20 protein-coding genes and 1 other RNA gene are annotated in these 23,695 nt (G+C 47.4%); 10 read left to right on the top strand and 11 right to left on the bottom strand.

All coding sequences use genetic code 11. The features are described from left to right. Positions 1-259: 259 nt before the first annotated feature. Positions 260-691 carry a response regulator gene (locus tag D9Y29_RS09085; RefSeq protein ID WP_127127236.1) on the top strand — a complete coding sequence of 144 codons (432 nt, stop codon included), beginning with the start codon at positions 260-262 and terminating at the stop codon, positions 689-691. On the opposite strand, the gene D9Y29_RS09080 is transcribed toward D9Y29_RS09085, so the two are convergent. Both D9Y29_RS09080 and D9Y29_RS09075 read right to left on the bottom strand, forming a co-directional pair. After that, on the bottom strand, positions 692-1,057 hold the full coding sequence (locus tag D9Y29_RS09080; protein WP_127127234.1) for a hypothetical protein: 366 nt from the start codon (positions 1,055-1,057) through the stop codon (positions 692-694). Next, complete coding sequence (locus D9Y29_RS09075; protein WP_127127232.1) at positions 1,020-1,364, bottom strand: hypothetical protein; 345 nt, start codon at positions 1,362-1,364, stop codon at positions 1,020-1,022. Before D9Y29_RS09075 ends, D9Y29_RS09080 begins: the two co-directional genes overlap by 38 nt. A gap of 155 nt (positions 1,365-1,519) precedes the next feature. Between D9Y29_RS09075 and D9Y29_RS09070 the strand changes: the two genes are divergently transcribed. After that, positions 1,520-1,837, top strand: coding sequence for a response regulator (locus D9Y29_RS09070; RefSeq protein WP_164735326.1), 318 nt, complete (start codon positions 1,520-1,522; stop codon positions 1,835-1,837). 10 nt (positions 1,838-1,847) lie between these two features. Here the strand turns inward: D9Y29_RS09070 and D9Y29_RS09065 are convergent, their stop codons facing one another. Beyond that, positions 1,848-2,834 carry a type I glyceraldehyde-3-phosphate dehydrogenase gene (locus D9Y29_RS09065; RefSeq protein ID WP_127127228.1) on the bottom strand — a complete coding sequence of 329 codons (987 nt, stop codon included), beginning with the start codon at positions 2,832-2,834 and terminating at the stop codon, positions 1,848-1,850. 322 nt (positions 2,835-3,156) lie between these two features. Here D9Y29_RS09065 and D9Y29_RS09060 point away from each other — a divergent pair, with 322 nt between their 5' ends. Both D9Y29_RS09060 and D9Y29_RS09055 read left to right on the top strand, forming a co-directional pair. Then, entirely contained in the window at positions 3,157-3,423 is a 267-nt protein-coding gene (locus D9Y29_RS09060) for a hypothetical protein (RefSeq protein WP_127127226.1), read from the top strand. Positions 3,424-3,682: 259 nt separating this feature from the next. Then, positions 3,683-4,618 carry a transglutaminase-like domain-containing protein gene (locus D9Y29_RS09055; RefSeq protein ID WP_241237880.1) on the top strand — a complete coding sequence of 312 codons (936 nt, stop codon included), beginning with the start codon at positions 3,683-3,685 and terminating at the stop codon, positions 4,616-4,618. A 26-nt stretch (positions 4,619-4,644) separates the two neighbouring features. Here the strand turns inward: D9Y29_RS09055 and D9Y29_RS09050 are convergent, their stop codons facing one another. Beyond that, complete coding sequence (locus D9Y29_RS09050) at positions 4,645-5,355, bottom strand: hypothetical protein (RefSeq protein WP_127127224.1); 711 nt, start codon at positions 5,353-5,355, stop codon at positions 4,645-4,647. 224 nt (positions 5,356-5,579) lie between these two features. On the opposite strand from D9Y29_RS09050, the gene D9Y29_RS09045 reads away from it, so the two are divergent. Both D9Y29_RS09045 and D9Y29_RS09040 read left to right on the top strand, forming a co-directional pair. Beyond that, the gene (locus D9Y29_RS09045; RefSeq protein ID WP_127127222.1) at positions 5,580-7,028 is read left to right on the top strand and encodes an aminopeptidase P family protein; all 1,449 of its coding nucleotides are present in this window, start codon (positions 5,580-5,582) and stop codon (positions 7,026-7,028) included. Positions 7,029-7,871: 843 nt separating this feature from the next. Then, a complete protein-coding gene (locus tag D9Y29_RS09040) occupies positions 7,872-8,789 on the top strand; it encodes a WD40/YVTN/BNR-like repeat-containing protein (protein ID WP_241237879.1) in 918 nt (305 codons plus the stop codon). Positions 8,790-8,865: 76 nt separating this feature from the next. On the opposite strand, the gene smc is transcribed toward D9Y29_RS09040, so the two are convergent. Together smc and D9Y29_RS09030 are read right to left on the bottom strand one after the other, a co-directional pair. After that, the gene (smc, locus tag D9Y29_RS09035) at positions 8,866-12,387 is read right to left on the bottom strand and encodes a chromosome segregation protein SMC (RefSeq protein WP_127127218.1); all 3,522 of its coding nucleotides are present in this window, start codon (positions 12,385-12,387) and stop codon (positions 8,866-8,868) included. 148 nt (positions 12,388-12,535) lie between these two features. Further along, positions 12,536-13,429 carry a methylated-DNA--[protein]-cysteine S-methyltransferase gene (locus D9Y29_RS09030; protein WP_127127216.1) on the bottom strand — a complete coding sequence of 298 codons (894 nt, stop codon included), beginning with the start codon at positions 13,427-13,429 and terminating at the stop codon, positions 12,536-12,538. 128 nt (positions 13,430-13,557) lie between these two features. Here D9Y29_RS09030 and D9Y29_RS09025 point away from each other — a divergent pair, with 128 nt between their 5' ends. Continuing rightward, positions 13,558-13,992, top strand: a complete 435-nt coding sequence (locus D9Y29_RS09025; protein WP_127127214.1) for a hypothetical protein — start codon at positions 13,558-13,560, stop codon at positions 13,990-13,992. Positions 13,993-14,286: 294 nt separating this feature from the next. Here D9Y29_RS09025 and fsa read toward each other — a convergent pair whose 3' ends face one another. Beyond that, a complete protein-coding gene (gene fsa, locus D9Y29_RS09020) occupies positions 14,287-14,964 on the bottom strand; it encodes a fructose-6-phosphate aldolase (RefSeq protein WP_127127212.1) in 678 nt (225 codons plus the stop codon). A gap of 56 nt (positions 14,965-15,020) precedes the next feature. Next, positions 15,021-15,119: signal recognition particle sRNA small type (gene ffs, locus D9Y29_RS09015), an RNA gene on the bottom strand. Between the two features lie 275 nt (positions 15,120-15,394). Between ffs and D9Y29_RS09010 the strand changes: the two genes are divergently transcribed. After that, a complete protein-coding gene (locus D9Y29_RS09010; RefSeq protein ID WP_127127210.1) occupies positions 15,395-16,732 on the top strand; it encodes a Fic family protein in 1,338 nt (445 codons plus the stop codon). On the opposite strand, the gene D9Y29_RS09005 is transcribed toward D9Y29_RS09010, so the two are convergent. Next, positions 16,729-18,027: a type IX secretion system plug protein gene (locus D9Y29_RS09005; RefSeq protein WP_127127208.1), complete on the bottom strand. Its 1,299-nt coding sequence runs from the start codon at positions 18,025-18,027 to the stop codon at positions 16,729-16,731. The genes D9Y29_RS09010 and D9Y29_RS09005 overlap by 4 nt on opposite strands. 117 nt (positions 18,028-18,144) lie before the next feature. Between D9Y29_RS09005 and D9Y29_RS09000 the strand changes: the two genes are divergently transcribed. Beyond that, positions 18,145-19,374: an ABC transporter permease gene (locus D9Y29_RS09000; protein WP_127127206.1), complete on the top strand. Its 1,230-nt coding sequence runs from the start codon at positions 18,145-18,147 to the stop codon at positions 19,372-19,374. Positions 19,375-19,852: 478 nt separating this feature from the next. Here the strand turns inward: D9Y29_RS09000 and D9Y29_RS08995 are convergent, their stop codons facing one another. Next, the gene (locus D9Y29_RS08995) at positions 19,853-20,584 is read right to left on the bottom strand and encodes an RNA methyltransferase (protein WP_127127204.1); all 732 of its coding nucleotides are present in this window, start codon (positions 20,582-20,584) and stop codon (positions 19,853-19,855) included. A gap of 91 nt (positions 20,585-20,675) precedes the next feature. Between D9Y29_RS08995 and D9Y29_RS08990 the strand changes: the two genes are divergently transcribed. Beyond that, positions 20,676-22,985 (top strand): BamA/TamA family outer membrane protein, encoded by a 2,310-nt coding sequence (locus D9Y29_RS08990; RefSeq protein WP_164735325.1) that lies wholly within the window; start codon positions 20,676-20,678, stop codon positions 22,983-22,985. Here D9Y29_RS08990 and truB read toward each other — a convergent pair. Then, positions 22,973-23,686 (bottom strand): tRNA pseudouridine(55) synthase TruB, encoded by a 714-nt coding sequence (truB, locus tag D9Y29_RS08985; protein WP_127127200.1) that lies wholly within the window; start codon positions 23,684-23,686, stop codon positions 22,973-22,975. The genes D9Y29_RS08990 and truB overlap by 13 nt on opposite strands. Between the last annotated feature and the right edge of the window lie 9 nt (positions 23,687-23,695).

Genomic DNA, 23,695 nt, shown 5'->3' with positions numbered 1-23,695 from the left:
TTCGCTTTGTTCTGAATGGATAAATAAAAAAACCATACCGTTGGGCATCAGGTAAAGCTTTGTACTATTTGTACTTTTCATAACTCAAATTGTTGATGGGGTGTGATTGCAACAAGCCCATCCCCCGGAAAAGCTGCGGGGTTTCTGCCGTGTATGCATCCGTATTTCCTGAAGCCAGAATACAGCGGCTAAAAATAACCGGCACCCATTGTTATTCCATATCCGGGAATTACATTTGTAGAAACGTTATCAGCCCTTTATGCAAAAACTCTTTATCCTCATAGCCGAAGATGATGCCGACGACAGGTTCCTGTTGCAGACTGCATTCGAAGAAAACGGCTTTACGGATTCCCTTGAATTTGTTGAGAACGGGATAGAGTTGATTGAATATCTTACAGGAATCATGCATAGTAAAACCCTCGATATCAATTATCCCGGTTTTATACTTCTGGACCTCAATATGCCGAAGAAAGACGGACGTGAAGTGTTGAAGGAGATCAAACAACATCCTGAATTAAAGAAGATCCCTGTTATTGTTTTCACCACCACTAAAAATGAGAACGAGATCAGGCGTTGTTATGAATTGGGAGCGAATACCTATGTTGTGAAGCCCGTGAGCTTTGATGCATTGGTAAAAGTGATCTACGAGATCCGAAGCTACTGGATGAACACTGCTTCCATACCGCTATGATTATTTCAGGGCCGGTACCTTTTTCTTCTTTTTGAATAATCCTGCAAGCAGTCCTGCTGCTTTTTCCGCCACATAACCTGTTGCCATATTCCTGATCACCGGTGCGCCGGTTTTCCTGAAAAGCAATCCCAGTCCAAGGTTCAGGCCGGCAGCTATTAATCCCTTTCCTGAAGTGAATTTTCTCACAGAAGAAATGATCTTTGCTGCAGGAGCAAATTGCTCCTTTACCGTTTGCCACTGCTCCGCAACAATTTCCTGTTGCAGGTTCAACTGATGACGCAACGTTTCTTCCTCTTTCAGCAGGTCCGCATAAGACCGGACCACCGGCTTATTCGTATATTTTACGTACGATAATGTCTCTGACATAAGCGAAGAGTTTTTTTCTTGATACAATCAGGATAAGTGTAACCAGCAGGTAAAATCCTGCAGTGATGAGGTAACCGGTGGCCATATTGCTGAGGAGGTTCCCCAGCCAATGACCCAGGGCCAGTCCTGCAAATGCAATCACTAACAGAAAGAATACAGAAATTATCAACACCACTACTATGGATGCTGCAACCCCTGAAGATTTCCTGGTGGCCGTTACCAGCGTGAGTTTGTAGTAAGTTTGTACTAATTCGATCACATCATCAGCCAGTTTCTCTGTTTGATTTCTATCTTCTGCAGCCGCCATATGGTTGATTTTTTTATTTTTGGAACGAAATTTTCTGCAAAAAAACAGTGCCTTTCACCGCAATAAGGCAAAAATGTAGATGGCCCTACACAACTAAACAAGCGAGCCAAACGTTAGTTCAAAAAGTTGATTATCTGAGCGCCCGAAAGAAAATATTGATCATCGACGACGAGCAGGACCTTTGTTCCCTGCTGAAAGTGTATTTCTCCCGTAAGAATTACGTTGTTCATTACACGCATACCCTGCAGGAAGGCGTGCAGGAAATGCAGGACCTGCATCCTGATATCCTGTTCCTTGACAATAACCTGCCGGACGGCATCGGGTGGATGCAGCTGGAATCCTTTCTGAAAGTGAATCCGCAATTACAGTTATACCTTATGAGCGGCTACCAGCCGAAAGCGCCGGAGATCCCGGGAATACAGTTCCAGGTGCTCACAAAGCCCATCTCCTTTTCTGACCTGGACCATCTCTGATCTTATTACCTTATAGCTGACGCATGTACAGCAGCCAGTCGATCATACGGCTCGTGTAACCATACTCGTTATCGAACCAGGTGATCAGCTTCAGGTGATTGCCAACAACGGTGGTGAGCGTTCCATCAACGATCACGGAATGCGTGTTGCCTTTGATGTCCAGGCTTACCAGCGGATCTTCCGTGTATTCGAGGATGCCTTTGTACTCATTCATGGAAGCTGTGCGGAACAGCTTGTTGATCTCTTCTTTCGTAACCTTATTCTTCAATTGTAAAGTGAAATCCGCCATTGCGCCATTGGCAACGGGTACGCGGGTAGACACAGCAGCGATCTTGTCTGCCATCATCGGGAACAGTTTCTCCAGCGATGTTTGCAGATCGATCTCCACAGGAATGATGCTCTCCGCGGCAGCACGTCCCCTGCGGAACTGCTTGTGCGGCGCATCCACCAGTTCCTGGCGTGATGTGTAAGAATGCAGGATATTCAGTTGCACTGACTCAATTCCAATAGCATTGAGGATATAGAGGATATGTGTGGAGCAGTTGGTCATACAGCCGCCCGGGCTAACAATTGGGGTCTCCGCAGTGAGGGCATGCTGATTGTATCCGAAGATCATAAGTGGAATATCAGCTGATCCGGTAGTGGACAGCAGCACCTTTTTAGCCCCGCCCTGCAGGTGAATGCCGGCGCCGGCTTTATTGGTGAACATGCCGGAACATTCCAGCACAACATCGATACCGAGTTCTTTCCAGGGAAGTGTGGTAGGGTCTGACTGCTGAAATACGGAAATGGACTTGCCACCTGTTTTCAACTGGTTGTTTTCCAGGGTCATAGCGGGCGGAAATGTTCCATACACCGAGTCGTATCGAAGAAGGTATTCCAGGTTTGCGGGGTCCATGATATCATTCACGGCTACCAGGTCGAGATCGGGATGGTTCACGAGGCGACGGAAAAGCAGTCGCCCGATCCTGCCCATCCCATTAATGGCTATTCGCATAGGTTTCTAACATTAAAGCAGGCGCAAATATAGCTGAAGCTGACATCTGAACATCGTTAAAAGGATAAAGAACTGATAATCAGGGATGAAAAATTAACAATTTCTAAAATTTACAAGCGGTACCCTCCCGGTGCATTCCGGGAAAGGATAAAGTCTTACATTTGACCTGAACCTCGGTCCTGTGGAAATATCCCAAAACCAATCCACGATTCGCCTTACCAGGCTCATTAAATTCTACCCCCCGGGTTAACGGGAAGCCAACTGACTTACTACCATTAATTCTTCTTTTTGTAACCTTTAAAAAAGAGTGGAGGAGATCCGTATGTATTCTTATGCTCTGTTAGAGACTGGCTGTTATTACCTGGTACAGGAGAAAGAAGAAAGTCCTGTTACCCTGATCAAGGTTTCCGTTGACACCGATCATTGCCTGTATGTAACACGCTATGCAGAAGGTCCTGTGATGGAATGGAAGAAGAAAAATGATCTCATTTTCGACATCCTGGAATTACTGAGCGACGACAAAGTACGTGAATGGCAATCTGTGTACAACGATAATGAAGACGCCTATTATGAGGAGGATGATGAATAATTAATTCATGGGCGGGACCTTCTGGTCCCGCCGCAAATTCTCCCAACCAATAAACTTATTTCCTTCGCCCCTGCCTGCCCCTTTTTTCACCTGCATCAAATTTTATTGATCTCCGGTAATCGGATGTTTACTGCCCAGTCAGGCCATTGCCCAAAATTTGCATACATTCACCCGTAAGAAAAATTTCTACCGGTTAATTGCGTTCCTATATTGCAACATGTCGTATATGGATTGTTGAATTGCATAAATTGAATACGATTTGAGTTTTTTAAATAAGTTGACGCCCGGCATGAACTACCAGGACGATAAGTACAAGGCAACCCGCAAATGGTTGCTGGTGATCATTAGTGCTCTTACTGTTTTACCGCTTGCCCCATTGATCAACCGGTATATACCACCGTTGATTATCGGTACCTGGAACCTGGACCTCACGGTATCCATTATTCTTGCTGCCGTATTCACCTGGATCGTGCTGCGCCTATTCCGCTTTCTCCTCATTCCCGCCGTGGCACTGCTGGTGCTGGTGCTGCTCTATAACCAGCTCACCAATGGTTATGGCTTCAAACGCATCATGGCCGATTACCGGACCATGGTGGAACAGAACTGGGGACGCAAAAGCCAGAAGGAGATAGACCTCGTTCTGAACCCCACCATCTTCGAAGGGCCCCTCACCAAAACAGTGAAAGCCCTGCAATCGAAAGTGAATTCGCAGGACTCTGTAGTGCGCAATTTTTCAGTGGAACATTCACTGGATTACTTCGATGAATACCATACCAAATATGGCCCTATCGTCAGGCAGCTCTCTCTCTTCAAATACATCAACAACCATTTCAAGTATGTATCTGACTCCGAGCGTGATGAATATTTCGCTACGCCGAGGGAAACCATTCAGAACGGAATGGGCGGCGACTGTGATGATCATACTATCCTCATGTCCTCAGCACTCAAAGCGATCGGCGGACATTGCCGGATGGTTTTGACGGAAGGGCATCTCTATCCTGAATTGTATGTGGGTGATGAAAAATCATTCGAAAGGATGCAACAGGCCATCATCCATCTCTTCAGCGATCAGGCCATCGAGAATATTTTTTATCATGAACAGGACGGGCAATACTGGATCAACCTGGATTACACTGCCAAATATCCCGGCGGCCCCTACCTCAGCGAAAAAGCATTCGCAATTATCGACCTGTAAGAGCTGTTCAACAGTAATCAACCAATCTAATAAGTTGTAAAAATGGAATCTTCCTGCGGCTTGTTGCGTTCGTCGGAATTACGGTCTAACCGGATCTTTTTGTGACGGGATTTCGCAGGCTCCTGCCTCCGCACCAGCAGGTAAGCACAACTACCTACCGTGAGCGCCACGATACTGGAGATATAGTAGATAATGAAGTTATCCGTTTCATTGCTGGCCTTCACCCAAAAGTAATCGAATATGTAAATGATCACATAAGTGCCATACTGGAACAGCAGGGCTGCATCGATCAGGATCTGGGCCTTTTCACGCGAAGAATGTTCCAGCTTACGCAAGTGGTATACAAGGTCCCAGATGATAATGGTGAACACCAGCATCAAACCCAGTCCCAGCAAGTACTTCAGCCCATCATAGTTCAAACCCTGAAAAAACGGGTTCACGCAGAGCGCCAGTAAATAAACAGGGAGTACGATACGGGTGAAATTGCGAAGCCCCCGCAATTTGGTGGTAAAACAATAAATAGCGATCACCAGCGGCATATCCAGCATATTATAAATGATGCTGATATTGACCAATACATTTTCCGGAATACCCGTAATCTTATCTGTAATGTTGATGAATCCGCTGAGGGCCCAGTAGGCTGCAAAAACAAGTAAAGTGGTTTCCTTCCACAGTCTTCTGATCGCCACGATCGCAATGGGCAGAAAATATGCCACGACCGTCAACACTGATATCAAATGATATAATTGATTTTTCACTGCTCTTTCGTTACGCTGTAAAATCGCTTAAAAGGGTTTAAATATTGTAACCGTTTCATTTTTCAGTAATTGTACTTCGCAAATCCTGCATAAAATACGGCCTTTCGTCATGCACTTCTGCCACTCGCCCCACCCGGTCCTCCGGGCTTTGTTTCTTTTTTTATATTTATGTTGTTCCACCAAAACTCACCAAAAACCACTGTATGCGTATAAGCTTCCCTGTTATGATGTTCCTGCTGCTGGTTTCCGTTGCATCCGCACAGGAAAACAATTTACCCCAGGATTACCTCAGCCCTGAATTCCATGCAGGCAGAAGAGAAGCCCTCAGGGAGCTAATGCCAGACAATTCCGTTGCCGTAGTATTTGCCTACCCCATGCGGAAATTTTCCAACGACGTGGACTATGTTTATCATCCCAATCCCGATCTGTATTATTTTACCGGCTACACTGAGCCCAATGCCATGCTCTTCATCTTCAAGGAACCGCAAACTGCAGCCGATGGCAGCACCTATAAAGAACTATTCTTTGTACAGAAACGTGATCCCGGCGCAGAACAATGGACAGGCATCCGCCTGGGCGCAGAAGGAGTGAAACAAAAACTGAAGATTGCGCAAGTGTTCAATGGAAGCGATTTCAACAAACATCCCGTCAGCTTCGATAAATTCAGCCAGGTGCTTCTCTACGGGTTTCCCCAGGACATGGACCGCAAACAGACACGCGGCGAAGGCATCTACGCCCTCATGAACCAGTTTATCGCAAGGTCCGGTTATGCCGATTCCCTGAATGGAAAAGGAAAATTCAATACAGCCCTTTATTACAAATACACAGCGCAGCTGCGGGAAATCAAAACCGAAGAAGAGATCGCACTCCTCCGCAAAGCCGTGGAGATCTCCTGCAATGGACAGGTGGAAGTGATGAAAGCCGTAAAACCGGATATGTCTGAACGTGAGATCCAGGGCCTGCATGAATTCGTACACAAAAAATACGGCGCGGAAGAAGTGGGCTACCCCAGTATTGTAGGCGCCGGCAACAATGGCTGTGTGCTGCATTACCAGGAAAACAACGATCTCCACGTGGCCAACCGTATGGTGCTGATGGACGTTGGCGCCCAATATCACGGCTACACTGCAGACGTAACACGCACTATTCCTGCCAATGGCAAATTCACCGCCGAACAGAAACTCATCTATCAACTGGTATACGATGCACAGGAAGCTGCCTTCAAATTATGTAAGGACGGAGCCAGCTGGCAGGAACTCAACAAAGTTTCCCGCGGAGTAATTCTCGAAGGGCTCGTAAAGCTGGGCATCGCCAAGAACAAATCCGAAGCAGGTAAGTATTATCCGCATGGGCTTGGTCATCATATCGGACTTGATGTGCACGATCGCGGAAATTACGATATCATCAAAAAGGGAATGGTGATCACCATCGAACCCGGCATCTATATTCCGAAAAACAGCAATTGCGATCCCAAATGGTGGACCATCGCAGTCCGTATCGAGGACGATCTCCTGATCAGGGAAAAGGATTATGAGCTGTTATCGCGCAATGCGCCGCGGACCATCGGGGAGGTGGAAAATACCATCGCACAGAAAAGCGCGCTGGACAATTTTGTGCTTCCCCCCTTACAATCAGGCAAAAAAGGATTTTAAACTGGTAGAACTACGTTATTTTTTATCGGAATTTACTATAATACATATGTTTTTTATACTATTCTTAACGTATTAACTGAACTACAAAAAAAGGGCAATATTGCTCTATGTCAAGAAATCGACGGTTCGTAATTTTGTTTCTACATCTGATCCAAATATCCTTCTGAATATCCCTCAGAAATCCATTCTTCCTTTCCAATACTTTTGAAAATTCAACTGTAAACCAGTATCCTTCAGTACAAGTACCTGGTCCTTTGTAAGCGTAAAGTCTTAATTAGGAAACATAATTGTCCTGGAAAAACCACCTGATCCGTGTTCAATATCATTTAGAAAGCCGTTTTGAGTCCAAGTTCCATTGAAATTCTCAGTCGATATCCTTAAAACCCCGGCTACCAAACAGCCACTCGACCGAAAGATCCAATACTTAGGAAAATTATTTGCAGATCGACTGAAACAAAAAAGGCCTTAGCTGATTACTCAGCCAAGGCTTTTTCTTTTTCCATTCTTTTCGTTTTTTTTTACTTCCATAAAAGGCTGGTTTCGCAAAGCTGAATGAACGCCCTTCTGGAAAACAAACCGGCGCGGGAGGTTGTTATTTGAGCGGTTGTGCATGGGAGAAAGCCGCGGTACAGTATTGGACTTCTTCGCTTATGTTTTCAAGGCCGGCCTTTTCATATCAGCTTTGCTGGGCACGATGATATGGCAGGGTGGTAAAAGTCATTATCCTCAGTGGTTAATAATCCTTACTTTTAGAATCACCAAATCAATTATGCTATGCGATTGCGGTTACTGCTAGGATTTTGCTTGCTCTCCCTTACAGGATATTCACAGAAAATAGAAGTTTTGAATACAGGCATCAAATCCAGCCTGCGCGGGCTTTGTGTGCTTAACGACAACCTGATCTGGGCCAGCGGCAGCGGTGGCACCGTAGGCCGCTCCACCGATGGCGGCAAAACCTGGGAATGGAATACGGTACCGGGATTTGAAAAACGTGAGTTCCGCGACATTGAAGCATTTGATGCCAATACGGCCATCGTGATCGCCATTGCAGAGCCAGGCCATATCCTCAAAACAACAGACGGCGGCAAAACATGGAAAACCGTTTTCACCGATACCACCAAAGGCGTATTCATGGATGCTATGGACTTTGCCGATGCAAAAAATGGAATTGTGATCGGAGATCCTATTAACGGTGAAGTATACCTGCTCACTTCCAAAGATGGCGGGAACTCATGGGACAAATACCGCGGCTCCCCTATTAAAGTCAGCAAGGGCGAAGCATTCTTCGCAGCCAGCGGCACCAATATCATCTATCATTCGAAGAATGAATTCACAGCCGTTTCAGGCGGAATGGTTTCCCGCTTACTCACACCTGATAATGCTGTAGAATTACCAATGGTAAAAGGAAAGGAAACCACCGGCGCATATTCTCTCGCCGTTTATAAAGACCAGGCCGCTGTAGTGGGCGGCAATTACACTTCCGATACAGCCTCCGAAGGCAACTGCGTACTCTTTAAACTCAGCCAGCCCACAGCATTCCGCAAGCCCGCTGTACCTCCGCATGGTTACAGGAGCAGCGTGGAATTCATCACAGGCGGACAACTGATCTGCTGCGGCACCAGTGGCGTGGATGTTTCCAATGATCTCGGTATGCACTGGACGCTTATCTCCAAAGACAGCTACAATGTAGTGAAACGCTCAAAATCAGGCAGGACGGTGATCCTGGCGGGTGATGGAAAGATATCGAAGCTGGTGTATTAGAACCGGCAACTAAATGTATAAGCCCGTGCTGTCCGCACGGGCTTTATATATTCATCTATATGTGAACGTTAGTAACTTAGTTGAGTCCGCGGAAATCCACGGGTACCAGCTTGCTCACGCCGGGTTCCTGCATGGTAACGCCATAGATCACGTCCACAGCGCTCATGGTCATTTTGTTGTGCGTTACGATGATGAACTGGCTTTCTTCACTGAACTTACGGATCATCTGCGTGAACTTGCCTACGTTGGCATCATCCAGCGGAGCATCCACCTCATCCAGGATACAGAATGGAGCCGGCTTGATCAGGTAGATGGCGAAGAGCAGCGCGGTGGCCGTGAGCGTCTTCTCACCACCACTCAACTGCGTGATGGATGAAGGACGTTTACCTTTTGGCTTCGCGATGATATCGATACCTGTTTCAGCAAGATTCTCGGGATTCTCCAGGATCATATCGGCCGTATCATCTTCAGTGAAGAGCGCCTTGAACACTTTCTGGAAGTTCTCGCGCACCTGGTTGAAAGTATCGAGGAACTGCTGGTTGGCAGTGGCTTCCACTTCCTGGATGGTTTGCATCAGGCTGTCCTTGGCCGTTACGAGGTCGTTCTTCTGCTCGAGGATGAACTCATAACGTTTCTTCATTTCCATGAAGGCTTCGATGGCTGTGGGATTCACTTCTCCAAGGTTCTCCAGGCGCTTCTTCATGCGATCGCATTTTTCCTGGAGCTCTTCGGTGGGAATATCGTTTGTTCTTGGCTGATCGATGATCTCATCGAGGTCGATACGGAATTCCACGTTGAGCCTTTCCTTCATACCGGCCAGCTGGAGCTTCAGCTCTGTGAGTTTGTCCTTGATCTCGGTAAGCAGATGGTCCAGTTGCTCACGCTCTTTTACTTTGGCCCGCAGTTCGGATTCCTTTTCATTGAGCGCATTGCGCATATTGTAGAAAGCCTGGTCGGCTTCGTTCAATTTCATTTCTTCTTCTTCCTTGCGGCGCATCATATCAACCAGACCATTCTCGGCATTGGCGAGCACTTCTTCATTTTCCGTGAGACTCTCAACGGTCATTTTCAATTGTGCGTTGTTGCTTTCGATCTGTGTTTTCAGATCGCGGAGCTGATTACCTTTAAACTCGGACTCCTGTTTCAGCTGGTTGATGCGGCTATGCTGGCGCGTTACCTGCAGGTTGAACTCGTTGTAGGAGGCAGTAGCCTGCTGGTACTGGCTTTCAGCATATTTATATTCTTCTTCCGCTACGCGCAGGGTTTCGCGGATCTCGTTCAGTGTGTCTACCAGTTTCATCCATTCCTGGCGTGTGCCTTCAATGGAAGCGGAAGTGTTCTGCAGGTTCATCTGCAGGTCTTCCATCCTGTTCTGGGAGGAGCTTTGCAGACCGTGGAGGCTCTCGATCTTGTTCTGGAGCGAGAACACCTGGTTGGTAAGGCGGTTGATATCTTCCTGCGCCTGTTTGATGGCGGTTTCTTTCAGTTGTTCGTTGTAGCCGATCACTTCATTGTGCTTGGCCTGGATCGCCATTTTCAGGTCGGCAACGATCTTTTCCTGTACCTGGATCTCCTCGAATAATTTCTCGAGGTTCTTGGCGCGGCCGATCTTCTTTCCTTCGAATACACCAACGCTACCACCAGTGAGGGAGAATTTCCCTTTTACATATTTACCAGTTTTTTCCAGCACTACGGAGCCGTTGGAATTTTCCAGCGCGCTTTCATTCTCCGCTATGAACACGTTGCCCAGCAGGTGTTCTGCCAGCTGACGGTATTGCGCATCCACTTCTATCACCTGCATGGCAGGGATGGTATTGGCGGGTGCGCTGTGCGCGGAGCCATCGGCGTTAGTAAACTTGTCCAGCAGGAAGAAGTTGGCTTTTCCTTTTTTGTTGTTATCCAGCAGGTGAACGGCCTGCATACCTTCCTGGAGGTTGTTCACCACATAGTAGTTGAGGTATGGCTCCAGTACGTTCTCCACGGCAGCGCGGAATTCCTCTTTTACATAAATGATATCGGAAAGAATGGGCGCTGTGTGGTTCCAGTTTGGATTATTGTGTAAGAATTTTACGCTTTCGGGATAGCCTTCCATGGAATCGATAAGGCTCTTCAGCAGGTCATATTCGTTGCGTTTGGCATCGAGTTTACGGTTCTCTTCGGCCAGTTGCTGGCGAAGGACTTCCATTTCAGACTGCGACTGAAGGATCTGTTCCTTGGTGCGTTCATGTTGCTCCTGGAGCTGTTGCAGATCGCGCTTGCGGCTTTCGAGTTCCTGTTCGCGCGTAATCATTTCCTCTTCGAGCTGTTTGAGCTGGCTGCGACGAACTTCTTTTTCTTCCTCGATCTGCGAGATGCTCGCCTGAAGGTTTTGAATGGAAGTATCGGCAACGGCCACTTTCTTCTCAGCTTCGAACTGGTTGCGCTGCATGGCCAGGTTCTCGCTGCGGAGACTGTCTACATGCACACGCTTTGTATCGAAGATGCCACGCTTCTCTTCTGATGAGGCTTTCAGGTCTTCGAGCTGCTGCTCGAGTCCTTCCAGTTTTCCTTCTTCTTCTCCGATCTGGAGTTTGGTGAACTCGATGCTTTCTTCCAGTCCTTTAAGGGTCCCTTCGGATTTGTTGAGGAATTCCTGGAGACTGTTTTCGCGTTCTTTGAGGAAGTTCAGTTTTTGTGAAGCGAGGTTTTTATCGTTTTCTTTTGTGCGCAGCAATTGCAGGAGGTCGTTGAACTCATGCTGCATGCTTTGCAGGGCGCGTTCTTTTTCGATGAAACCTACTTTTTCCGCTTCGATGCCTGCTTCTTCGTTGGCGATGATGGCTTCCAGGCGGACTTTTTTATCAGTTTCGGTTTCTGATTGTGTATTCAGATCGCGGTACGTGAGGTTAAAGCCTTCAAGAGATGCTTTGGCCAGTTCGATGGAGTACTCGCGGTATTCTTTTTTGATCTCGTAGAATTTCTCCGCTTTTTTGGCCTGGTTCTCGAGCATTTTCAACTGGTTGTTGATCTCGAAAAGCAGGTCTTCGATACGGGCGAGGTCCTGTTCCGTGGCGTCCAGCTTTTGTTTGGCTTCTTTCTTACGTGTTTTATAGATGGTGATACCAGCGGCCTGTTCCAGCATACGGCGGCGGCTGTTCTCTTTGTCTTTGATGATCTCGTCCACCATACCCAGCTCGATAATGGCATAAGAGTCTGTGCTCACCCCGGTATCCATGAAGAGGTTCTGGATGTCTTTGAGGCGGCATTGCACATCATTGAGACGGTACTCTGATTCCCCGCTTTTGTAGAATTTACGCGTTACGGTAACGGTATTGAATTCGGTAGGCAGTAGATTCTTGGTATTCTCGAAGGTAAGACTGACTTCCGCGAGGCCGCTGGCGGAGCGGGTTTTGGAGCCATTAAAAACCAGGCTTTCCAGGTTTTCAGAGCGGAGATGACTGATCTTCTGTTCACCGATCACCCAGCGGATGGAGTCAATGATATTGCTCTTGCCACATCCATTGGGGCCGATAACGCCGGTAATACCGGTGTCGAAGTTAAGTACGGTCTTGTCCGCGAAACTTTTAAAGCCCTTAATTTCTAAACTCTTTAATCGCACTTTTGTCTATTTTTTTAAAGGACAGCAAATATAACAGCTTTGAGGTACAAAATAGGTTTTGCTTTGATACCGTCCTCCAAATTCAATAGATTCTTATGCACCTTTACTTCACTTGTGCAGTTCGTGGGGATAAAAAGAGCCGGGAAGGCTATAAAATACCGGTTTCCGGTACAATAATATCTCTGCTAAGTTCCCATCCGAGAATGGCCTTCTTGCGTTCCGGCCCCCACATATAGTCTGCCAGCACCAGGTTTTTACGGATCACCCGGTGACAGGGAATAAGAAAAGCGACAGGATTGGCGCCCACAGCGGACCCTACTGCCTGAAGCGCGCGCGGGTTGCCGATTTCGCGGGCTACATCCTGATAGGTGGTCAGTGCTCCTGAAGGAATTTTCAACAGTGCATTCCAAACCTTAACCTGGAAATTGGTGCCTTTCACCAGCACGTTCAGTTTTCCCGTTCTTTTGGAAGGATCGAAAACCATTTCAGTCAACCGGGCAGTCTTTTGCGGATTGTGTTGCAGCGCGGCTTTCTCCCAGCTCAGTTGCAATTGCTGTACACTTTTTTCATGGTCTGCATCCTGCAAAAAATGCAGGTAACAAATGCCGCGTGGCGTGGCGCCGATGATCACTTCACCAAAAGGCGTTGCATGAAAACCATAGTCGATGATGATGCCCTCTCCTTTTTCCCTGAACTCCTGTGGCGTAACGGCTTCCAGCGTTACAAAGAGATCATAAACGCGGCTCTGGCTGCTGAGTCCGGCTGCATCAGCAGCATCGGCGATACTGGAAAAATCCCTCAGCTTCTCTTTGAGGAAATCAGCCGTCAGGTATTGCATGAAACGCTTGGGACTGATGCCTGCCCAATCCGTGAACATGCGCTGGAAATGAAAGGGGCTCACATGCACCTGCGCGGCCACTTCTTCCAGATCTGGCTGGTCTTTGAAGTTGGCATACAGGTATTCGATGGCCCTGGCGATGGTATTGTACTGGTGTTGTTCAGCTGTCAATGGTCGGTAAAGTTCTATCTTTTCAAATAACATACACTACAGTTTTTTGTTGTGAACGATACGATCACAAAACTCCCCCGATAACGTTGGAGAAGCAACCCGCTTCTTGCGGAAACCGTCTGACCACAATAAGCCGCATTTTCATTAACTTGACGCCTGATATGCTGAGAATTTTAGTTGCCATAGCGTTTTTTTCGTTTTCCACTTCTCCCCTTTTCGCCCAACAGGAAAAGGGAAAAGTAAAAGTGGACAGTATCGCTTTCCATCTGTACACAGACAGCCTGAAAAAGGGCGGCGTGTACAACTACATCAATGTGGATGCAAAGATGAGTAATGGACGATGGCTGCCCTTATCTGCCGAAGACCTCAACTTCACCACATCCGGTGGTAAGTTCGATGGCAACAATCTGTATTTCGATTCAACCTTCAATGCAGACAGCGTGGTAGTAAAAGCCATTCTGAAGGCAGATACATCATTGCGCGAGAGCATCACCATCTACATCAAAAAATTACCCGATGATGAGGTATTAAAAACGATGGAAGAAGTGATGCAACCTTCAGGCAAGCAGCCCGCGAGGAAGAGGAAGCGCGGGTAAAAACTGCTGCACCTCCAGCCAGTGAGGCAAAGGTTTATGACAAGACGGCCTTTAAAACATAAGCCCCAAAGCCCATCCCAACTACATAAGCCCCATCTCTCCATCCCAAAGCCCCATTATAAAACCTAAGCGCCGCTATGTTTTACAGCCGTCGGTCCATAACCTTTGCCGAACGCTTCCATAACCTTTGCCGAACGAGCATAAAAAAAGGCAAAGCGAAATTACTTCCGCTTTGCCTTCTCAGATGCCAGGCACAAGGTGTATTTCACTCCAAATACCTGGCTTCCGGTTTAGTTATTTAACAGGGGCTTTCTGTTCCTGCATTTTCTTCGCGTCTTCTACGAATTTCGCGAGACCGATATCAGTCAGCGGATGTTTCAGCAGACCAAGAATGGCATCCAGCGGGCTGGTGCAAACATCGGCTCCAACTTCAGCGCATTTCACAATGTGAAGCGGGCTGCGGATACTGGCTGCGAGGATCTCAGTTTTGAATCCCTGCAGGCTGTAGATATGAGCGATCTGCTCTATGAGTTGTACACCATCCCAGTTGCTGTCGTCAATACGACCGATGAAAGGTGAAACGTAATTGGCTCCTGCCTTTGCAGCCAGGATAGCCTGACCGGCAGAGAATACCAGTGTACAGTTGGTTTTGATTCCGTTGTCGGAAAAATATTTAAGCGCTTTCACACCATCTTTGGTCATGGGGATCTTCACCACGATGTTCGGATGGATAGCTGCAAGTTTTTTACCTTCTTCGATCATACCGGCGAGATCGGTTGAAATCACTTCAGCGCTCACATCACCGCCATCCACGAGCTCGCAGATATCGAGATAATGTTTATTGATGGCTTCTTCTCCGCGGATGCCTTCTTTGGCCATCAGGGAAGGGTTGGTAGTAACACCGTCGAGAATACCGAGATCATGAGCTTCTTTGATCTGTGCAATATTGGCTGTATCAATGAAGAATTTCATATAAAAAATTTTAGATAAGTGGTACGGAGTATAATGGAGAGGAAAAATAGAAAAAAAATCGGCAGATTACTTACATCGCACCGCTACAACCGCTTACCCTTGCTGCCTTCCGGCCCTGGGGGAGTCTGCAGGAGCTGGTCGTGTAAGACCTGCCGGCCGCAAAGATAAGGAGAAATGAATTCATGAGAAAATCAAATGAAATAAAATATTGAAAATCAATTAAGGGATATTATTTCCCGGGCCGCTTACTACTGTCAAATAAATTTTCAATAATATTATCGATCTGGCTACCAAAAAACAATTAATACTTTAAATATCAATCAATTACAATAATTTTTAAACCTCCTAACAACTCCTAATTTATCAAAAATTAGGAGATAAAATGATATTTCTTCCTAATTTTTGATAAATTTGGAGAAATTAGGAGATTATGAAATTCCCTGAACGTCCTCCCGCATACAACTTCGCTATTTACAAGGAAGTTCTGGAGGAACTCTTTCAAAAGAATAAATTCAATGAGTTCCTGAATCTGACGGAAAAAAAATACTACTACTGGAATAAATGTAAATACAAAGCAAAAGAATGGGGATTTGAACCCACGCGCTTGTGGTCTGCAGTTAAAGCGAACAGAATATCCAACAAGATCATATCTCCCTTCGCGAATCTGAATTTAAATGTAGGAACTCCATCAGTAGTGCAAAAGTTCTTACATGAATTTGATCTGAACCTCGGAGGCAATATACAGGGAGACGCCATCATACCTTCTGAAGACCGCGACCGATATCTTATCAGTTCGTTAATGGAAGAAGCCATTGCTTCGTCCCAACTGGAAGGCGCCGATACTACACGGGTTCTGGCCAAACGTATGCTTGAAACCAACCGCAAGCCCAGAAACGTTTCAGAACAAATGATTCTGAATAACTATAAAGCAATGCAGTGGATCGTTGAAAATAAAAATCAACCCATGAGCATTAAGAACATAAAAGACCTGCATACTATCCTGACGAAGGATACGTTGATCATGCCTGAAGAGGTTGGAGCATTCCGGGAAGATGATGAAGTAAAAGTAATTGACAGGCAAACCGGCAGAACTTTACACCAGCCACCTTCTCATCAGCTTCTTAATGAACTGATGGAAAAGTTCTGTGAGTTTGCGAATACAAACCAGGAGGATTTTTTTATACACCCAATCACAAAAGGAGTCATCCTTCATTTTCTCATCGGATTCATTCACCCTTTTGCTGATGGAAATGGAAGAACAGCCCGCACTATTTTCTATTGGCACCTTCTTAAGAAAGGCTACTGGCTAATAGAATACATGTCAGTATCAAGAATCATACTCAGATCAAAAGTTCAGTACGCGGAGGCATTTCTGCACACAGAACTGGATGGAAATGATCTCACCTATTTCCTGATCTACAACCTGAAATCAATCCATTTTGCCCTGGAAGACCTGAAAAAGTATATCGAAAGGAAAGTGACGGAAAAGAAGAATATGATTACCATGTTACGGGGCGCCACCAACTATAATGACAGACAGATATTCGTTATTCAGGAGATCGTCAAAGACCCGGCTACATTTTTTACGGTCAAACAAATTCAGTCCTTATTCAACACCAGTAACCAAACAGCCCGCACAGACCTGAATCACCTGGTTCAGGATGGGCTTTTGACAGCAAGCAAAAACAACAAAGCCATTAGATATGTCCCCACTCAAAACCATCTTCAGATCCTGAAGAAAATAAATCATATTCCATCAGGCCTCTAATAACTCTGTCCTCTCATGATCCCCTGCCTTCCCGTATATGAGTTCACTCTCCCCACCGAGATCAATTCATCGGCCCTGCCGCCGATCGGGCGATAATAAACCAGGATCATGTATTCATTTTCGCTCTCCCAGAAATTACCTTCCGTAAATTCAAAGCTGGTCTGGCGTTTGGGATCGTTCTTATCGATGGTCACATAACAATAATCATAATAACCCTGTTTCAAAAACAGGCTGGTTTCATAAGCGCCTTTCTCTTCGTTCCAAACCATTTTGGCGGAATCGTTGAGATTGTAATTTGTCAACTGGCCAAAAAGATAAATGTCTTTATCAGGAAAGGGGATATTACCCTTTGGCACATACGAAAAGAAAACCGTAGCATAATCTGTCTGCCAGAGCGGGTTGATACTTTCCGTGGTTTCGATGGTGTACATACCATTTGCATCGCGGAAGAAATTGAAACGTTGTCCAGTTCTGTCTGTATCGGGATGCATGAAGATATCCGTGCTGGTGGGCTTGTTTTTCACACTGGCTATCTGAGCGCTGAGGAAGCGGATGCTACGGATATCCACCCATCTCCACTCTTTTCCTGCCGGGAAGATGGCATCGTTCTCCGTATTGTATTCAAGTGTATTGCGGGAGAAAAAAGTTGGTTTGAGGTCGATATGTGCATTGTCCCAGCGGTAATTCTGCAGAATGGTCACGTGCACCTGTTGCAGGTGGTTGCTCACCCTGAGCGCATCACTGAGCTGCACTTTGAACTGCACTTTCTGTCCCGTGCGGAAGAATTGTCCGTTGAATGGCTGCTGGATCTGCGCAGGAACGCTGGCCTTTTCATCCACCACCAGGAACCTTTTGGTGAAAACGGTCTTGCTGGTATCTGCATTCAGAAAAACCCGGAGGATATAATTGCCGGAACGGGTAGGAAAACAGTTCTGATCGGGCAGCGAAGCCTGGTAATGTGTATACCTGGTGAAAGCGATGCTGGACGTGCGGTAGGTATTGATACGCTGCTGCATGAAGCCGCGCATATAGTCGAACTGGCTCAGTAAGGCTGGCGTCCAGTCTGCATTGCAGAGCTGGAAAGTGTAAGAATATGGCTTCACGCCCCCTCCTATCTCATCGAAATGCAGTTCCAGCTTTTCGCTGCTGTTGAGGCGGATCACGGGATAACTGAGCTGGTCGCCACTGCGGAACAGCTGAACAGACTTGATACCTGGCGCATAAACCGCGTCCGGGATCTGAGCCATTGACACTCCTGAGATCGTTATCAAACAAAGCAGGTACAAGGTTTTCATCGGTTGATCTGTTTACTTCGTAAATGTACTGTGCACAATTATAACATAAATAAAGAAAAAACTTTGGCAGTATTTGATGCCAGCGGCTATTTTTGAGGCGCAATAAACATACCCATCTTGAATATCGCCGCCTATATTGCCAAACGGATCGCTTTCAATACGCAGAAATCCTTTTCCAGGTTCGTGATCCGTTTATCAATCGGCGCCACTATCATCAGTGTGGCCGTGATGATCCTCACCATGGCCTTCACCAACGGGTTCAAGGAAACCATCAGCCAGAAAGTCTTCAGTTTCTGGGGACATATCCGCATCCAGAGCTGGGGCGGTTCCCGTGTCACCATTGCAGAAGAGATCCCTATCCTCAAGAATGATTCCGTTACCAATCTTCCCAAACTGCATCCGCAGATCAAATCCGTTCAGGCATTCGCCACCCGCAATGCCATTCTCAAATCGGAAGAAACCATCGAAGGCGTTCTGATCAAAGGTGTGGAAAAGGATTACGATTTCTCCAACCTCAAAGGATTCCTCATAGAAGGTCGCTGGGTGAATTTCCCCGACAGTGGCTACAGCAACGAGATCAATCTTTCTCAGCACATCGCCAACCGGCTCAACCTGAAAGTGAATGATGCCCTCCTCGTCTACTTCATCCGGCAGGGCGCCCCGCCCCGCACCCGCAAACTAACGGTAACGGGTATCTACAAAACAGGCATCGAGGAATACGACAAGCTCATCGCCATCGGCGATCTCCGACTGCTCCAACGCCTCAACAACTGGCAACCCGAACAAATTGGCGGCTACGAGCTCATCCTCAAAGACTTCAACCAGATGGACGAGGTGAACGAAGCTATCATCCCCGATCTTCCCCTGGGCATGCGCGGCAGCACCATCAAGAATATCTTCCCCAATATATTCGACTGGCTGGGCCTGCAGAACAAGACCATCATGATCGTGATCATCATCATGATCGTGATTGCCACGCTCAATCTCATCACCTGCCTGCTGATCCTGGTGATGGAGCGCATCCGCATGGTTGGACTGCTCAAGGCGCTTGGCGCCAGTAACTGGACCATCCAGAAGATCTTCCTTTTCCACGGCGCGGTGATCATCTTCACCGGCCTCTTCTTCGGCAACCTGATCGGTCTGGCTGTCTGCTGGCTGCAGCAACATTACGGACTGGTGAGCCTTCCTGAAGACGCGTATTATATTTCGAAGATCGAAGTATACATCGTTTGGTGGCAGGTAGCGCTCGTCAATGCCGGAACTTTCCTGATCTGCTTCCTGGTTTTGCTGATCCCGACTATTATCGTAAAAATGATACAGCCGGTACGGGCGATACAATTCAGATAATCTGCTTCATTGAAGGATTCGGACGGGTTCGTCGAAGGATATGAACGCCGGCTGGGAAATGAACCGGCGCAGGAGGATGTATGCTGGGCTATTGTTGGTTGGATAGGGCTGTAGTAATGCTATTTGGCTTTTTCGCTTACATTTCACAAGGCCGGCTCTTCATATCACTTCGACTCACTTTCCCGAATGTGCAGCATCTATATTGCTTTGATAGCAGCAGCCATAATCCGGAAATGACAATCTTTCACGAGAAGCCGCAAAGAATTTATTATATAAGACGGCCATCACAGATCAGAACGGGAAGAAGCAATACCGGAATTAATCAGAATTGAAAGAATCCGCATTTGTTCATTGCATATCGGCCCATTGCTGCACCAGACCAATCTCTCCCTTCCACAGCCCAACATATATCCTCCTGCGCCGGTTCGTTTCCCAGCCTGATTACACATACCCCCGGGCCCATACACATAAAATAACGTCAGACAATATGCGAAAGGATAATGCCAGTTGCCACTGCGGCATTCAGTGATTCCGCTTTGCCAATCCGCGGAATGGTAATCTTATGACTGCTCATCCCAAGAAGCTCATTGCTGATGCCCTTGCTTTCGTTACCGATCAGCAGGATGCCTTCTTTCAGTTGCCCGAGCTTCGGCAGCGGCGTGCCATTCAACGTGGCCGCATATACGGGAATATCGGAGTGCTGCTGCAGGAATTGAGGGAGTTCTTCATACAGAACACGGACCCTGGCAATGCCCGCCATGGTGGATTGAACCACTTTGGGATTGAACACGTCGGCCGAATCGCGGCTACAGATCACAGTGCTGATCCCGAACCAGTCGGCGCATCGGATGATGGTGCCCAGGTTGCCGGGATCCTGAATGGTATCGAGCATTAACGAAATTTTATTTCGAAGGCTGAGACCTGTGGGGAATGCAGGTTTGCGGAAAATGCCCAGCACCTGGTGGGGCGTCTGTAGGAAGGAGATGCGCTCCAGGTCGGCCGAAGTGACCGTCTGCACTGCATTCTGTGGCAGGAATGCCTGCTTTTGTATCCACTCATGTTCGGCATAAAGCTGAACCAGGTCTGTATTTCCGGCCTGCAACAACTCTTCCACGATCTTGGGACCTTCTGCTACAAATACACCTTCTTCATCCCTTAATTTTTTCTGGCTTAAACTTTGAATATATTTGACCTGCGTTTTAACCAACATTGCGCTTCGATTTTTTGTGATGATGTCATCCGGCCAGCAAGTTACTGCATTTGTAAAGCAATCCCGGTGGGTAGTTTATTGCCTGCTGTGCATGATGCTGGGAAGTAGTTGCATCCCTACCGTGAAGAAAGCCATGATCGGCAAGACCTTCGTTTACCAGACCAATATCGAGATCAAAGGCAATATGGCCGGATACAAGAAAAGAGAACTGGTGAGCAAGCTACAGAACCAGCTTGATGACAGCCTCAAGGTTCGCGTGGTCTCCTATGCAGGGATCGTGATGAACTATGTGAAGCCGCCCATCTTCGATACCACCAATATCGGGCGCTCAAAGGTTTTCATGACCGCCCTTCTGAAGGCTAACGGATTTTTTCAGTCGAATATATCAGATACATTTTATTTCAAAACCGTCAATAAACGGAATCGCACCTATATTACATTCAATGTGGACCCTGGTGTGCAACTGACCATCGACAGTATCGGCTATGCGCTCACAACGCCCGAACTGCAGCAGCTGGCGCTGGAATACCAGAACCGCTCTGATCTGAAGAAAAATACGCCCTACACTACAGACGCCATCTCCACGGAAATCGACCGGTTGCTGACTTCGTTCCGCGACAATGGCTATTACAAGATCACCCGGGAAAGTGTATACGCAGAAGTGGATACTATAGTTGCCGCCCTCATCGATCCCACACTCGACCCTTTCGAACAGATCCAACTGCTGGATTCACTCCGGCGTAAAAGGGAAAAGCCCACCATCAATGTAGTCTTCAAACAGCGGGAACCCAAAGACAGTACGCACCTGAACAAATTCTACATGGGGAATATTTCTGTGTACCCCGACCTGTACCTGATGGAAGATACCTCAGATCAGAAAAGGGATACTGCCACCATCGATCAGTTCAAATTCTATTACAATACACGCAAGTTCAAGCTGCCTTTCATTGCCGAAAATATTTCACTCCGTCCCGGAGCGCTGTACCGGCAGAGAAGGTATTACCGAACCATCAATAATTTCAACCAGTTGGGGCCCTGGCAGAATGTAGACCTCGATCTTCGTGAACGCTATGATTCGGTGCCACTGCTGGATGCCACACTCCGCCTCTATCCCGCCAAGAAACAAAGTATCACGGTGGATGTGGAAGCCAGTCGTAATGTGAGCGATTTCCTCTCCAATGGCCGCTTCTTCGGTATCGGCCTCAACTTACGCCTGCTTGACCGCAATGCTTATCGCGAAGCGATCCAGACCAGTACCAACGCGCGTTTCGGGATCGAATTAGGTACCAACCTGGTGCAGACATTACAGGCCAGCTTTTCGCACAATATCTATTTCCCCAAATTCATCCTGCCCTGGAAACAGAGCAATAGCCGGGAAGACCGCGTGCTCAGTCCACGTACCGTACTGAGCCTGGAAGCGGGTTATACCAACCGCCGCGAATTCTTCCAGGTGCCCAGCATAAAGGCCAGCTGGGGTTACGAATGGATCAGCGGCCGAGTACGCGGCAGCAGTGAAACACCACGCAGAAGGATCAATTGGCAATACATTCCACTCAATTTCGAATATACCAGTGTACGCAAGACCGATAGTTTACGCCGCCTGGAAAAAGATATCTCAGCCTACCGCTTCGCCTTCAACGATGGTATGATCATCAGCCAGGTGCTCAGCGCCAGCACTGTAACTACCAGGGGTAAACGAACTACGCTCCTCCGCGGACGCGTGGAAGAAAGCGGCGCCATCTTCGGACTCATCAAAAACCTGGACCTGGGTAACCTTCGCCGTTATTTGAAACTGGATGCAGAAGTAAAACATTATATCGATTTCGGCAGATCTTCACTCGCATTCCGCGCCTATGGCGGCGTGGGCCTCATCTATGGAAAAACCACAGATACCAATGGCGCCATCATCAGGGAATACAATCTCCCCTTCTTCAAAGCCTTCTCCGCCGGCGGCCCGTACAGTATGCGCGCCTGGCAGATCAGAAGACTTGGCCCGGGATCTGCAACTTTGTATGAGCCCACAGACTCAACCTCAGCTATCGACCGCTTCGGCAATATGCAGCTTGAAATGAATATGGAGTACCGCTTCAACCTCACTACCATTGCAGGTATCAAAGTGGCCAGCGCTCTCTTTGTTGATATCGGGAATATCTGGAGCAAGGAATTCGATAACACCGGCAAGAGCATCGATGATGCCAGTTTCCGGTTAGACAGGTTGTATAAAGATATTGCTGTTGGCGGAGGCACCAGTCTTCGTTTCGATTTCGACTTTTTCCTCATCCGGCTCGACTGGGCCTATAAACTCAAGAACCCGGTATTCGCCAATACCAATGGCGGATGGTTCCACAAGCTCGAGATAACGAGCGGACAATTCCAGCTGGGTATCGGTTATCCTTTCTGATCGGGCTCTGCGCCTGTTTTCACAACTTCGATATAAGTGGCTACCTGATCCATGGTCATGGACTGATCCAGTGTAAAATCTCCGATGCGTGTGCGCACCAGGCTGCTGAGATAAGCGCCACATCCTAATTCTGCACCATAATCCTGCGCCAGGCTACGTATATACGTGCCCGTTGAACAGACCACACGGAAATGCACAACCGGCAAATCCACAGAAGTGATCTCGAAGGTTTTGATAGTTACGGGACGCGGGTCCACTTTTACTTCCAGGCCCTTTCGCGCCAGTTCATAGAGGCGCTTTCCATCTTTCTTGATGGCAGAATGCATGGGAGGCATTTGTAAGATCTCGCCGGTGAATGGAACTGTGGCAGCGAGAAGCTGCTCATGGGTGAGATGCCGGAACTCTTTGAAGTTTTCCGGACCGCTTTCAAGATCGTAGGTAGGTGTAGTGGCGCCAAGTGTGAAAGTACCGGTGTACTCTTTTTCGCGGGCCATGTATTCATTGATCCGTTTGGTGAACTTGCCGGTACAAACGATCAGCAGCCCAGTAGCCAATGGGTCCAGCGTGCCTGCATGCCCTACCTTCTTGATGCGTATCATATTGCGCACTTTGCGCACCACATCGAAAGAGGTCCATTCAAGAGGCTTGTTGATCAGCAATACCGTGCCCTGTTCAAATACATTTACCGGTGTAGGTTCCATGCGGCGAAG

The sequence above is a fragment of the Pseudoflavitalea rhizosphaerae genome (genome assembly GCF_003991355.1).
Taxonomy (GTDB): Bacteria; Bacteroidota; Bacteroidia; order Chitinophagales; family Chitinophagaceae; genus Pseudobacter; species Pseudobacter rhizosphaerae.
The sequence above is the reverse complement of the archived record's forward strand: the minus strand, read 5'-3'. Positions and strand labels throughout refer to the sequence as shown.